This window comes from Sulfitobacter undariae (assembly GCF_014196805.1).
In the GTDB taxonomy this organism is placed as follows: Bacteria; Pseudomonadota; Alphaproteobacteria; order Rhodobacterales; family Rhodobacteraceae; genus Sulfitobacter; species Sulfitobacter undariae.
Map to the genome: position 1 here is coordinate 116,890 of NZ_JACIEI010000008.1, position 13,944 is coordinate 130,833.

Here is a 13,944-nt window from a genome sequence, read left to right on the forward strand (position 1 = left end):
GCCGCTGACAAGCGACCCCTCGTTGGCTCAAAGGATACTGGGCAGGTTCAGGTTATTTTCACGGGCGCATTCAAGCGCCTCTTCATATCCTGCATCGGCATGGCGCATAACGCCGGTTGCCGGATCATTCCACAAAACACGCGCAATACGGCGATCTGCGTCCTCTGTACCGTCCGCACAAATCACCATACCCGAATGCTGAGAAAACCCCATGCCAACCCCACCTCCATGGTGCAGCGAAACCCAAGTTGCACCGGATGCGGTGTTGAGCAGCGCATTTAGCAATGGCCAATCCGACACAGCATCAGAGCCGTCTTTCATGCTTTCTGTCTCACGGTTGGGCGAGGCAACGGAACCTGAATCCAGATGATCACGGCCAATCACAATCGGGGCTTTTAGCTCGCCATTGCGGACCATTTCGTTAAACGCGAGGCCCAGTTTGTGACGGACCCCCAGGCCCACCCAGCAGATACGCGCAGGCAGGCCTTGGAAGGCAATCCGTTCGCGCGCCATGTCCAGCCAGTTGTGAAGATGTTTATCCTCGGACAGGATTTCTTTCACCTTGGCATCTGTTTTGTAGATATCCTCGGGATCGCCGGACAAGGCAGCCCAGCGGAACGGCCCAACACCGCGGCAGAACAGCGGACGGATATAGGCGGGCACAAAGCCGGGGAAATCAAAGGCATTTTCCAGTCCTTCTTCCAGCGCCATTTGACGGATGTTATTGCCATAATCAACGGTAGGTACACCAGCAGCATGGAAATCGACCATCGCCTTTACCTGTACCTTCATGCTGGCTCGGGCGGATTTTTCGACCTCTTTGGGAGCGCTTTCACGCTTCTCTTTCCATTGTGCCATGGTCCAACCTTGGGGCAGGTAGCCATTGACGGGGTCATGGGCAGAGGTCTGATCGGTCACGATGTCCGGGCGAATGCCGCGCTTGACCAATTCAGGGAAGATGTCTGCCGCGTTGCCCAAAAGACCAACGGACTTGGCCTCACCTGCGGCGGTCCAACGCTCGATCATCTCTAGGGCTTCGTCTAGGGTTTCGGCTTTTTCGTCCACGTATTTGGTGCGTAGGCGAAAATCGATGCTATCTGGGTTACATTCAACCGCCAGACAACAAGCACCGGCCATGACCGCCGCCAATGGCTGCGCGCCCCCCATTCCGCCAAGGCCGCCTGTCAAAATCCATTTACCCTTGAGGGAGCCGTCATAATGCTGGCGGCCTGCTTCGACAAAAGTCTCATAGGTGCCCTGAACGATGCCTTGGCTGCCAATGTAGATCCACGACCCAGCGGTCATCTGACCGTACATCGCCAGACCCTTTTTATCGAGTTCGTTAAAGTGATCCCAATTGGCCCAATGCGGTACAAGGTTGGAGTTTGCGATCAATACGCGAGGTGCGTCTTTGTGGGTTTGAAACACGCCAACAGGTTTACCCGATTGCACCAGCAACGTCTGGTCATCTTCCAACGCGCGCAAGGAAGCGACAATCATGTCGTAATCCTTCCATGTACGTGCAGCGCGGCCGATGCCGCCGTAAACAACCAACTCATGGGGGTTCTCGGCCACATCTGGATGCAGGTTATTCATCAGCATCCGCAGAGGAGCTTCGGTGAGCCAGCTTTTGGCCGTTAGCTCAGTGCCCGTTGCGGGGAAAACGTCACGGGTGTTCTTGCGCGGATCGCTCATGATGTGCCTTTCAAGGAGGGGGCCAATGCGGCCAGTTTTTCTAAGATGCTGGTGAGATGGCTGCGCAGGCGCTTGGCTTTGGCCGCGTCATAGGTCCAAGGGGCGACCTCTGAGCTCAGATAGGTGCTTTGCGCCAATTCCATTTGGATCGCGTGCAGCCCCTCAGTAGGGCGGCCATACTGGCGTGTGGTCCAGCCCCCTTTGAAACGGCCATTGGTTACGGAAGTATAGCCCGCAGCCGCAGCACAGACTTCTTGCGTAACCGCTTCGATTTGCGGTGCACAGGTGGTGCCCATGTTGGTGCCGATGTTGAAATCGGATAGGGTGCCCTCAAACAAGAACGGAATACCCGAGCGGATAGAGTGGCAGTCGTATAGGATCGCTATGCCGTGGATGTTATGTACCCGCTGTAGCTCGGCCTCTAGGGCCGCGTGATAAGGCGCATGATAGGTTTTGCGTCGGGCCTCGATGGCCGCTTCGTCGGGGGGATTGATCCAGATGTCATGTCCGTCGAAATCAGTTAGCGGGACCAATCCTGTTGTGTTTTGACCCGGGTATAGCGACACGCCAGTTGGATCGCGGTTGGCATCCACAACATAGCGATGGAAGGTGGCGCGTACTGTTGTTGCACCCGCCAAAACGCACTCATACAGATTGTGGATGTGCCAATCAGTATCGTCTAATCCACGACCACGCGGGTTCAAGTCCGCCATAATATCATCAGGAACAAATGTCCCTGTATGGGGAAGTCCCAGAACAATTGGGCTGTCACCACGGTTGATTTCAACAGGAGTCACGCGGACACCTGCGGCATGTCGATGCCCGCAGCGATGATGATATCACCGTTGGCAATCATCATCGCTGCCCGTTCCAGATCAGGGGCGAGATAACGATCATCGCCCATAGTTTCCACCTCTTGGCGCACCCGCGTGACCACCCGTTGTAAGGCGTCACTTGTGGCAAGTGGGGCGCGAAAATCGATCCCTTGCGCTGCACAGAGCAACTCGACACCCAAAATACGTTCCAGATTTTCGATCATGGGACCAAGCCGTCGTGCGCCATGGGCCGCCATACTCACGTGGTCTTCTTGGTTGGCAGAGGTCGGTGTGCTGTCCGTCACACAGGGGTTCGCCAAATGTTTATTTTCGCTCATCAAAGCTGCGGTTGTGACTTCGGCAATCATGTAGCCGCTGTTCAAACCAGGGTTTGGCGTCAGGAAGGGAGGCAGGTTAAAGCTCAGCACCGGATCAACGATCAAAGCGATACGGCGCTGTGCGATTGCACCAATTTCAGCAATGGCCAATGCAATCATATCGGCGGCAAAACCCACTGGTTCGGCATGAAAATTGCCGCCAGACACGATTAAATCCGCGTCGATCAGGACCAGCGGGTTATCCGTGGCGGCATTCGCCTCAATTTCGAGGGTGGTTGCCGCCATGCGGAGCACATCCATCGCCGCCCCCGTCACCTGCGGTTGGCAGCGGATGCAATAGGGGTCCTGCACCCGCGCATCATCAACCATATGACTGTCGCGAATTTCAGAACCGGCCAAAAGCGCGCGCATGGTCGCGCCTGCTTCGATCTGGCCCCTATGGCCACGCAGGGCGTGGATTTCAGGCTGTAGTGGGGCAGTGGACCCCATGATAGCGTCGGTGGATAGGGCTGAGGTGATCAGTGCGGAATGTGCCGCACGCCATGCACCGAACAGACCCGCCAGAGCGAAAGCGGTTGAGAACTGCGTACCATTGATCAGCGCCAAACCTTCCTTTGGCCCCAGTTCGATAGCCGTTAGGCCAGCAGCTTGCATCGCTTTGTCGCCCGACATGATCTGGCCGCAAAACTCAGCTTCGCCATGGCCCATCATAACAGCCGCCATATGGGCAAGCGGGGCCAGATCACCAGATGCGCCCACCGAACCTTGCGCAGGGATCACTGGTGTTACGCCTTTGGCGAGCATCGCTTCAATGAGCTGCACAATTTCTAACCGCACACCAGATGCCCCTCGTCCGAGGCTCAGTAACTTGAGAGCCATCAGTAGGCGCGCATGGCGGCGCGGGATGGCGGGACCAACCCCACAGCAATGGGACAAGATCAGATTACGTTGTAGAGTTGCGGTGTCTTTGGTTTCAATTTTTACAGAGGCCAGTTTGCCAAAACCTGTGTTGACGCCATAAACAGCATCGCTTCCTGCCGCAGCTTTGGCAATGCGTGACTGGGCCAGCTCAATCGCAGGGTGGCAGGCGGGGTCAAGACGCACGGCTGCTTCGTTCCAGTAAATATCGGCGAGATCGTCCAGCGTGACAACGCCGGGGGTGAGAGTCAGTGTGGTCACGATGTACCTCCGAAAATACGCATATAAAGTGGGTTAAAGCCGATGCGGTAGGCCAGTTCGGCAGGGTGTTTGATGTCCCAGACCGCAAGATCGGCGTACATACCTTTTGCGATACTGCCTGCATCCGTCACGCCTAGCGCGTGCGCGGCATGTTGTGTGGCCCCGCGCAGCGCCTCTTCGGGGGTCATGCGGAACAAAGTACAGCCCATGTTGAGCGTCAGAAGCAGTGAATTGAGAGGCGACGAGCCTGGATTGATGTCAGTCGCCAGCGCCATAGGCACGCCGTGTTTGCGCAGCAGATCGATTGGCGGTGCTTGAGTTTCGCGCAGGGTGTAAAACGCGCCGGGCAGGATGACGGCAACTGTGCCAGCCTGTGCCATCGCGATCACGCCCTCTTCATCCAGATATTCGATGTGATCAGCAGAAAGCGCGCCATATTGCGCGGCCAATTTTGCACCACCAATATTTGACAGTTGCTCGGCGTGCAGTTTGACAGGTAGGCCCAATTCCTGCGCCACGTCAAAAACACGGGCAATTTGTTCTGGCTGAAAGGCGATGCCTTCGCAAAATCCATCTACAGCATCAACCAAGCCTTCGGCATGGGCGGCGCGTAGGGCCGGGATGCACACATCGTTGATATATGTGTCATCCTTGCCTGCGTATTCGGCGGGTGTTGCATGGGCACCAAGGAAGGTGGTTTTCACCCGAATGGGGCGACGCGCGCCAATGGATCGGGCGACGCGCAGCATCCGCAGTTCGGTCTGTGTATCAAGCCCATAACCTGATTTGATCTCAATGCTTGTCACACCCTCCGCGATCAGCGCGTCTATGCGGGGTAGGGCGACTGCCAGCAATTCGGCCTCGGTGGCGGAGCGGGTGGCTTTGACAGTAGAAACAATTCCGCCGCCAGCCCGTGCGACCTCTTCGTAGCTGGCCCCATTCAGGCGCATTTCAAACTCCACTGCACGGTCACCGCCGTGAACGATGTGGGTGTGGCAATCAATCAGCCCGGGGGTAACGATGCGCCCGCCGAGGCTGTTAGTGGTAAGGGCCTTATACGTGTCAGGTAAGTCAATCCGCGGACCGACCCAATCAATGACACCGTCGCGCACCACAATGGCCGCGTCTTCAACCATCCCATAGGGAAGATTGGAGCCGCCCATGGTTGCAGCGTTCAAATCAACGAAGATTTTATCTGTGATGGTCATGCGGGTCCCAAGATCAAGATTCTGCTTTTATGGTATGTATGGATGTGCTTTATGTATAGACATAAAGATGAGAGGTGCCAAATGATTTTTGCCAAGCAAGCCAAACTTGCAACGGGATGGGCGGTCAACGTTCGTTTGACAATTGTGAACGGCAGGATCGAAAGCGTGGAGCCTGATGCAAAGCCGTTGAGCGGTGATACCTGTGTGGACAGCCTACTGCCATCGCTTGCGAATTTGCACAGCCATAGCTTTCAACGGGCGATGGCTGGCATGACCGAATACCGCATGGCCGGTAAGGACAGCTTTTGGACGTGGCGTGACCTGATGTACCGTTTTACGGCCAGTCTTACCCCGGAACATGTCGAGGCTATTGCGGCGTTTGTATTTATGGAAATGCAAGAGGCGGGCTATGCCAGTGTGGGTGAGTTCCATTACTTGCATCATCAACCCTGTGGCACACCTTATGATGATCTGGCTGAACTATCTGCCCGTGTTGCCGTTGCTGCGTCATGCACGGGAATTGGACTGACCCACCTGCCTGTCCTTTATACATATGGGGGCGCGGGGCAGGTGCCGCTTGAAGCGGGACAGGCGCGGTTTGGCAACAAGGTTGATCGGTTTAATGACTTGGTCGCGCGCGCTAAGGCCGTGCTTGCTGAACTGCCCAAGGATTGCCGTGTCGGGATTGCGCCGCATTCTTTGCGCGCCACTGCGCCCGACGATCTTCGGGGGGTACTGAAAGCTCATGATTCAGGGCCGGTTCATATCCATATTGCGGAACAACCCAAAGAAGTCGCTGATATAGAGTCGTGGCTGGGCGCGCGGCCTGTTGACTGGTTGCTTTCCAATGTCGATGTCACGCCTGATTGGTGTTTGATCCACGCCACTCATATGACTGCTGATGAAATGGTACGTATGGCTAAATCGGGTGCAGTTGCAGGCCTATGTCCAATTACGGAAGCAAATCTAGGTGATGGGCCTTTTAACGGTCCGGCCTATCTGGAGGCTGGTGGCGCTTTTGGCGTCGGCTCTGATTCAAACGTGCTGATTTCACTGACGGAAGAACTGCGCACGCTGGAATATTCGCAACGTCTGCGAGACGTTGCGAGAAATGTGATGGTTGTTGGCGAGGGATCTGTCGGTGATGCGCTGTATACTGGGGCTGCCAAAGGCGGCGCGCAAGCTCTTGGGCGTGGGCGGGGTGAGATTTCGACCGGGGAATGGGCCGATCTGGTGGCAATCGACAGTGGAGCGCCTAGCCTATGCGCTTTGCGCCAAGATCAGCTTTTGGATGGGCTTGTCTTTGCGTCTAAAGATAATGTTGTGACGGATGTTTGGTCAGCAGGGCGTCACATGGTCCAGTCAGGGTGCCATACCAAACATGAGGAAATTTCAGCGCATTACCGATCGGCAATGCGTAGCTTGATGGCTTCGCTCTGATCTAGAAGGGTTAGGCGAATTTCCAAAATTGCGTCGTCAGGTTTAAGCTCCAAATCTGGACCGGCTTGCTTGAAAAATGCCGTGTCACCTGTGGTCAGGCTTACTGAATCCAGCACAGGCGATCCCGCCAACACATGAAACGCAAGCAAGCCTGAACTGGGCAAGCTGATCTGCCGCTTTTGCGGTGTTTGGTGGACCGTCACATCGCCGCGACAATACTGCGGATCGAACATCAGGTTTAAATCGGTCAATTCCGCCCCCTTCAGGCGGGATTGGATTTTCAGTGCCCCGTCAAAACACACAGGTTCCCACATATTCGCAGCTAAACTGCCAGTCGGGGCTTGCAAGGTCATCTCACCACCAGAAACCACGGTTAGGATGCGGGTCATTCCGTGGAAATCCGAGAATGGACCGTCTTGGCGAACATCTGCACGGCTGATTGTCCAAGCCACCTGACCCACCCGTAGACCTCTGGCAATGTTACGTGTTGTGCCACCCCCGTTTTTCCACGGGACTTCAATAAGGTCGTTGTGCTTAAGAATTTGCATCGTCGGTCTATTTCCAGATTAAGGCCGAGTGTACTTTATATTCTTCTAATTGATGCATTAGAAAGCGAAGGGCTACAAGGCGTAGTCTCTACTCTCACGCCATCTACTTCTTTCTACTTTGGTCGCCGAATCCGCCTGACCCGATATGCGTTTCGCATTGTTTTCACGTGATCTTTGTGGTCTGGTATGTTGCAAGATGCGCCTCTTTAGTAAAGGCGGGATCAATTCACATAGGTCAAAAGGTACACCCATGCTTTCTAAAACTGATGTTTTCCCCCGCCGTTCATTGCGCCTGCACTCTACTGTTGCGGCGCTGACTTTTGTATCGGCATTTGCCTCCACGGCTATGGCCGAAGGTTTTAATCCGACAGCTGTTATTAACATCGGCTCGCTCTATGAACCGCAAAACCTCGACAATACTGCCGGAGCAGGACAAGGCATCAACGAAGCATTTAATGGCAACGTTTACGAAGGCCTTTTTGTACTGACGGACTCCGGTGACGTTGAGCCTAAATTGATTGACGGCTACGATATCAGTGAAGATAGGTTAACCTATACCTTTACATTGAAAGAAGGCGTTTCCTTTCATTCGGGTGATCCGCTGACCGCAGCAGATGTGAAAAGCTCTATCGAGCGGGTTACAGCCGAAAACTCCGCCAGTTCACGCAAACGCACGCTTGCGGTTATTGAAAGTGTTGAGACACCTGACGATAAAACCGTTGTCATCAGGTTGAACACACCCTCAATTTCATTGCCCTACAACCTGTCTTATGTGTGGATTGTGAACGATGACGCGGGTGATATCTCGGCCCGTGCGGACGGCACAGGGCCTTATACTTTGCAAGAATGGCGTCGCGGTTCGGCTTTGGCCATGGTGCCTTTTGAAGGGTATTGGGGGGACGCGCCCAGCAATGGCGGTGTGATGTTCCAATACTTCACCGATGCAACGGCACAGAACAACGCATTGTTGACGGGTGCCGTTGATATCATCACATCCGTTCAAAGCCCTGATGCTTTGTCGTTGTTTGCGGACAATCCAGATTTCACAGTTTCTGAAGGGGCCTCTACTACAAAGGAATTGCTGGCATATAATGACCGCATCGCGCCTTTTGATAGCGTTAAGGTGCGTTCGGCGCTGGCGCGTGCTGTCGATAACAAAAAGCTGCTATCGGCGATTTGGGGCGATTATGGCACTTTGATCGGGTCGTTTGTACCGCCAACGGACCCTTGGTTTGTCGATCTGACGGATGTGAATGCCTATGATCCCGACAGCGCCAAGGAAATGCTGGCCGAAGCAGGATATCCTGATGGCTTTTCCTTTACGCTGGATACACCTGATTATGACCCGCACCCTGTTGTCGCCCAGTTCCTGCAAAACGAACTGGCCAAGGTAGGCGTAGAGGTAAAGATCAACATCATCACAGCCAATGAATGGTATACTAAGGTCTATAAGGCGCAGGATTTTGAAGCAACTTTGCAAGAGCACGTAAACCACCGCGATATCGTATTTTACGGCAATCCAAATTTCTACTGGGGCTATGACAACCCAGAAGTGGTTAAGTTGATTGCTGACTCCGAAGGTGTAAGCAGCATCGACGCACAAACTGAGATGCTGACCAAAGCGAACAAGATTATCGCTGAGGATGCCGCAAGCATGTGGTTGTATCTCTACCCACAGATTGTTGTGTCTACCTCGAACGTGTCGGACTATCCGCTGAACGGCCTGAATGCGCAGTTCTTCGTGTCCAATATCAAAAAAGCCGACTGAGGTCGCATTCTGAGGGGGCCGCGCCTGTGGGGGGTGGCTCCTCCTATTTCGAGGAATTAGAATAAACTATGCTGGCATACATGATCCGGCGGCTTGTGATCTTGCTGCTGTCTCTTTTCCTTGCGGCCATTGTACTGTTCGTATTGTTGCGGCTGTTGCCGGGTGATCCTGCAAATGCATTGGTCGGGGTAGGGGCCACGCCCGAGCAAATTGCCGCAGCACAGGCGCAACTGGGTTCTGACCAACCATTGGCGGCACAGTTCGTTAAATATCTGCGCGATATAGTGCAGCTTGATCTGGGCAATTCCTTTGTGTCGCGCGCGTCCGTGTTGGACGAGATTTCGCGCCGCTTGAGTGTCACCTTGCCCCTTACTTTGGCTTCCTTCGTGTTGGCGCTTTTGATCGCAGTCCCCTTTGGGATACTTGCAGCGGTCAAGTCCGATCGTTGGTACGGTCTGCTGCTGTCTGTCGTGTCGCAGGTCGGGATTGCTGTGCCTGTCTTTTGGTTGGGTATTTTACTGGTCTATGAATTTTCTCTAAACTTGCGCTGGTTGCCTTCAGGGGGATTTCCACTGCGCGGATACGCGGACCCTGCGCGCGCGGTCCAGTCTATGATCTTGCCGGTTCTCACCATTTCCATTGTTATGTCCGCTTCATTGATGCGCTATGTTCGGGCCGCCACGCTAGAGGTCTTGGGCTCGGACTTTCTACGCACGGCGCGTGCCTTGGGGGAAAGCCACACAGGAGCCTTGATGCGCCACGGCATTCGCAATGGCGCTGTGCCCGTCATTTCGGTTCTCGGGATCGAGCTGTCGACAGCTTTCCTTGGTGCAGTTGTGGTTGAACAGGTTTTTTCACTTCCGGGGATGGGCTCGATGTTGCTGCTGGGGATTCAACAACGCGATTACCCAAGTATTCAGGGCGTTTTGATTGTCTCAACGCTATTGGTGTTGATGACAGGGTTTCTTGCTGATCTTTTGCAACGGGTGCTAGATCCACGTCTGCGGCAGGGGGGCAAACAATGAGCACAGCTAGCACCGCATTTCCGCGCCGCAGCAAGCGGATCAATATCACCTTTTGGCTGGGCCTTGTTCTTGTTGGCGGCATCAGCCTTGCTGGTATTTTGTCGCTTTTCTGGACACCTTACGCGCTTTCGGACATGGCCGGAGGGCGGCTTGAGGCGCCGAATGCCAGCCACTGGGCGGGGACAGACCGCCTTGGCCGCGATATGTTCACCCAGTTGATGATCGGTGCGCGGATTGCGCTTATCGTCGGATGTGGAGCAGTTGGTATCGGGGCCGCTATTGGCGTGACCACGGGCCTTTTGGCAGCTTTTGCAACGCGGTTTCTGGATGACGCCCTTGCCGCATTCATGGACATTCTGATCGCCTTTCCAACCTTGCTTGTTGCCATGCTTGTCGTCGCAGCCCGCGAGGAATCCTCGCTTGGAACGGCTATTCTGGCCCTTGGAATTGGCGTGTCGCCCATTATTGCACGCATTACACGTATCCTGACAAAGCAAGTGTTGGGGCAGGACTATATCATCGCAGCACGTGTTTCTGGCACCTCATGGGGGGCTATCGTCTTTTGGCATATTTTGCCGAACATTGTGCCATTCCTTGCTGTAAACCTCGCACTTCAATTTGGTCTGGCCGTGATGGCAGAGGCATCCCTGTCCTATCTGGGTCTGGGAGCACCGCCGCCAAACGCCTCTTGGGGGCACATGCTGCACGAAGCACAGGGCACGGTCTATACGGCGCCTTGGGGGGCGATTTTGCCGGGACTGGCATTGTTTGCTTTGGTAATCGGGATCAATTTGCTTGCTGACGGATTGCGAGACCGCTTTGATCCTAGCCGGAGGGATATGTGATGGCGGACTTGCTAACAGTCAGTGGATTGTCCCTTAAAACAGCGGATAAGCTGTTGGTTGAGGATTTGTCTTTTTCTATCGGACAAGGCGAACGCTTTGGCCTGATCGGCGAGAGTGGATCGGGGAAATCCCTGACGTCTTTTGCGATCTTGGGCCTGCTCCCTGCATCGATACGACCAACCGGAAGCATCACACTGGGCGGGGAACAGATCGTTGGTGCGTCGGAACGCCGTTTGAGCAGCCTGCGGGGTGATGCGGTTGCTTGCGTTTTCCAAGAACCGCTTACGGCACTTGACCCGTTGATGCCGCTTGGGCGGCAAATTGCGGGGCCTGTACGGCGACGCCTGAAACGTGAAGGCATCGACAGCAGCCGTGCGGCGGTTAAACGCGAAGTGCGTGTTTTAATGGAACAAGTACGCTTGCCTGATCCCCAGCGGTTGTTTGATGCCTATCCACACGAAGTTTCAGGTGGCCAACGTCAGCGGGTTGCCATTGCTATGGCGCTGGCCTGTCAGCCGCGTTTGTTGATTGCCGACGAACCGACCACGGCATTGGATGTGACCACTCAAGCAGAGATTGTGCAGCTAATTAATGCGCTGGTCGCAGATTTGGGAATTTCACTGCTTTTCATCAGTCACGATCTAGCTGTTGTAGGGCAGGTTGCCGAACGCGTGATGGTGATGCGTAATGGACGCCCCGTTGAGATCGGCACAGCACAGCAAGTGTTAACCAAACCCCACGATGATTACACACGCAACCTTGTCGCTGCCGCACGGCGCTTTGACGCTGCTTTGGAGGGTGGGGCATGACGTTACTTTCCGTCGAAAATGTTGGCTTTTCTTATGGGGCAGGCCGCCGCGTGCTAAAGGACATCTCGTTTAGCGTGCCGCGCGGCTCCAATGTGGGGCTGGTCGGCGAAAGCGGGTCAGGAAAGTCGACGCTTTTGCGATTGCTGCTGGGGTTGGATGCGCCCCAGACAGGGCGCATTCTATTTGACGGGCAACCGCTGGAGGCGAAAAACAGGCGTTATTTGCGAGAATACCGCAAACGTGTGCAGGCGGTTTTTCAAGACCCGTATTCCTCGCTTAATCCTGCACATCGCATTCAACGCATCGTGACAGAGCCGTTACGCTCGCTGAAAATCGGCGGAAACCACTTAGAAATGGCGCGTGAGGCCATCGCCTCGGTAGGCTTGGACGCAGATACGCTGACGCGTTACCCGCATCAGTTTTCAGGTGGCCAACGTCAACGGATTGCCATCGCCCGTGCGATCATCGCACGCCCAGAGCTTGTGCTGGCGGATGAGGCGGTGAGCGCATTGGATTTGTCTACACGTGTGCGTGTCGTGGATTTATTTCAAGAAATCTCCGAGAATATGACAATGGTTTTTGTGTCTCATGACATGGGCGTCGTCGCCGCGCTTTGTGATCAAATCGTGGTGCTGGACCGAGGCCATATTGTTGAGGCTGGTGCAACGGCCGAAATCTTGCGCACGCCACAACATGCTTATACCCAAAGCTTGCTTGCGAGTATCCCGCGTATGCCAATCGAAACATGACAAAAGAACAGGACAAGAGATGACCGTTTCAACAGAATTTCAAGAAGCGCATACTGCGTGGCGTGACATGCGTATGGCGAAATTGACCGCCGAAGATGGCTGGCTCAATCTGCTTGGGCGCTGGTGGGTAACACCGGGGGTGCTGTCTATCGGCAAGAACGCCGCATGTGATATCTGCCTGCCTGTCGGGCCAGATGTGTTGGGGGAATTGACGTTCAACGCAGATGATACTGGTCACTTTGTTCCTGTAGATGGCGCGCAAGTGGAACTCGACAAGGCAGCAGGCAAGATGTCGTGGCGTGCGGATCGGTTTTTGCTGGAAATCACCTCGCTTAATGATCTTCGTGCGCTGCGCATCCGCGATACGCAATCCGATGCCGCCGCACAAATGAAACCGATTGAGTTTTTCCCGCTGGACCCGTCGCTTCGCATCACCGCCCGATTGGAGACTCTCTCCGAACCGATGAGCATTACGTTGGACACTGTCATTGGAATGCCCAACAAAGTGCCCGTAACCCATGTGGCAAAGTTTGAATATGCTGGGCAACAAATGACGATGCTAGCGACATATGGCACAGCGGACAGGCCGCAGTTTGTGTTCCGTGATCTGACGTCTCTGGATGACACCTACGCTGACATGCGCTTTGTTTTTGGAGAAGACGTGACCGCGGATAGTGTGGTGCTGGACTTTAATCGGGCAGTCAATCCGCCATGTGCCTTTACTAAACACGCTGTCTGTCCGCTTCCTCCGCGCGAAAACCTGTTCCTTTCTCGGATCGAAGCAGGTGAAAGACGCATATAAGAGAGTATTCTGCAAATTTAACATAATATGCATTACGCATCATTCATAATGTAGTTCGTGTACGCCACCTTGAAGTTAGACCTCTATTATAGAACGACGATTTATCAATGGGTTGTGTCGCGAAATTCTGACGCAACGGGACGTAAAGACCCTATTGCAGCGCCGAGAATGATCGTAACCTGACACATTTAGGCGCGCTCTCTTGATTGAGGGCGCGGCTTTTTACGTTCAGGGCTACACCTGTCCCTCATACTTCTCATGGGCGCGGATAGCATCTATATTCAAAGCAGGCAGCGCCCTGATAACGTCCCTCAGAATGAGTCGGGTTTGCAGGTCTTTCAAGATCAAGTGGCGACCGCAACCGATCCTGTGAACGGTTATATTCGCAAGTGGGTTGCCCTCTTGGATAAGTCTAGCGTGTTCTCTGTCCTTTCGCTCATCGCCCACAATTATATGACATTCAGCACTTTTTCTGACGCTGTAAGGTTCACCCGAAAATTTCACTACATCTCTGACTTCACCCCAGCGGCTTTCAAATGGGGCCAGCGCATGATCAATGCTGTACTGTGGGACAAACGCTATGACTTTATCTAGGTTTAGAGGTTCGGAAAACCGAAAGGCAGCATACTGGACCTGTCGCGGTTTGATGCCGCTCCTTTGATAGCATTTACTGTAACAAAGGAGATAAACTATGGGACTGAAACGGACGGACGAATTTCGCCA

Annotated in this window: 13 protein-coding genes; 8 read left to right on the top strand and 5 right to left on the bottom strand. The window is 54.3% G+C overall.

From position 1 onward, the window contains the following. Positions 1–27: 27 nt before the first annotated feature. Genes hutU through hutI form a run of 4 tightly spaced genes read right to left on the bottom strand, consistent with a single transcriptional unit; the run spans position 28 to position 5,235 of the window. On the bottom strand, positions 28–1,695 hold the full coding sequence (hutU, locus tag GGR95_RS12325; RefSeq protein ID WP_184566252.1) for a urocanate hydratase: 1,668 nt from the start codon (positions 1,693–1,695) through the stop codon (positions 28–30). After that, on the bottom strand, positions 1,692–2,492 hold the full coding sequence (gene hutG, locus GGR95_RS12330; RefSeq protein WP_184566254.1) for an N-formylglutamate deformylase: 801 nt from the start codon (positions 2,490–2,492) through the stop codon (positions 1,692–1,694). The genes hutU and hutG overlap by 4 nt, the downstream gene beginning before the upstream one ends. Then, entirely contained in the window at positions 2,489–4,027 is a 1,539-nt protein-coding gene (gene hutH / locus GGR95_RS12335; RefSeq protein WP_184566256.1) for a histidine ammonia-lyase, read from the bottom strand. The genes hutG and hutH overlap by 4 nt, the downstream gene beginning before the upstream one ends. Then, the gene (gene hutI, locus GGR95_RS12340; protein WP_184566258.1) at positions 4,024–5,235 is read right to left on the bottom strand and encodes an imidazolonepropionase; all 1,212 of its coding nucleotides are present in this window, start codon (positions 5,233–5,235) and stop codon (positions 4,024–4,026) included. The genes hutH and hutI overlap by 4 nt, the downstream gene beginning before the upstream one ends. A gap of 81 nt (positions 5,236–5,316) precedes the next feature. On the opposite strand from hutI, the gene GGR95_RS12345 reads away from it, so the two are divergent. Further along, the gene (locus GGR95_RS12345) at positions 5,317–6,675 is read left to right on the top strand and encodes a formimidoylglutamate deiminase (RefSeq protein WP_184566260.1); all 1,359 of its coding nucleotides are present in this window, start codon (positions 5,317–5,319) and stop codon (positions 6,673–6,675) included. Here GGR95_RS12345 and GGR95_RS12350 read toward each other — a convergent pair. After that, positions 6,636–7,223 (bottom strand): HutD/Ves family protein, encoded by a 588-nt coding sequence (locus GGR95_RS12350; RefSeq protein ID WP_184566262.1) that lies wholly within the window; start codon positions 7,221–7,223, stop codon positions 6,636–6,638. The genes GGR95_RS12345 and GGR95_RS12350 overlap by 40 nt on opposite strands. A 250-nt stretch (positions 7,224–7,473) precedes the next feature. Here GGR95_RS12350 and GGR95_RS12355 point away from each other — a divergent pair, with 250 nt between their 5' ends. The 7 genes from GGR95_RS12355 to GGR95_RS12385 all read left to right on the top strand — a co-directional run bounded on the left by GGR95_RS12355 (position 7,474) and on the right by GGR95_RS12385 (position 13,815). Continuing rightward, positions 7,474–8,991, top strand: coding sequence for an ABC transporter substrate-binding protein (locus tag GGR95_RS12355; protein ID WP_184566264.1), 1,518 nt, complete (start codon positions 7,474–7,476; stop codon positions 8,989–8,991). A gap of 68 nt (positions 8,992–9,059) precedes the next feature. Beyond that, a complete protein-coding gene (locus GGR95_RS12360; protein WP_184566266.1) occupies positions 9,060–10,016 on the top strand; it encodes an ABC transporter permease in 957 nt (318 codons plus the stop codon). Beyond that, positions 10,013–10,861: an ABC transporter permease gene (locus GGR95_RS12365; RefSeq protein ID WP_184566268.1), complete on the top strand. Its 849-nt coding sequence runs from the start codon at positions 10,013–10,015 to the stop codon at positions 10,859–10,861. Before GGR95_RS12360 ends, GGR95_RS12365 begins: the two co-directional genes overlap by 4 nt. Then, entirely contained in the window at positions 10,861–11,670 is an 810-nt protein-coding gene (locus GGR95_RS12370; RefSeq protein WP_184566270.1) for an ATP-binding cassette domain-containing protein, read from the top strand. Before GGR95_RS12365 ends, GGR95_RS12370 begins: the two co-directional genes overlap by 1 nt. Then, a complete protein-coding gene (locus tag GGR95_RS12375) occupies positions 11,667–12,419 on the top strand; it encodes an ABC transporter ATP-binding protein (protein WP_184566272.1) in 753 nt (250 codons plus the stop codon). Before GGR95_RS12370 ends, GGR95_RS12375 begins: the two co-directional genes overlap by 4 nt. Before the next feature lie 19 nt (positions 12,420–12,438). Beyond that, positions 12,439–13,221 carry a DUF1684 domain-containing protein gene (locus GGR95_RS12380; RefSeq protein WP_184566274.1) on the top strand — a complete coding sequence of 261 codons (783 nt, stop codon included), beginning with the start codon at positions 12,439–12,441 and terminating at the stop codon, positions 13,219–13,221. 258 nt (positions 13,222–13,479) lie between these two features. Further along, positions 13,480–13,815: a hypothetical protein gene (locus GGR95_RS12385; protein WP_184566276.1), complete on the top strand. Its 336-nt coding sequence runs from the start codon at positions 13,480–13,482 to the stop codon at positions 13,813–13,815. Positions 13,816–13,944: the final 129 nt, after the last annotated feature.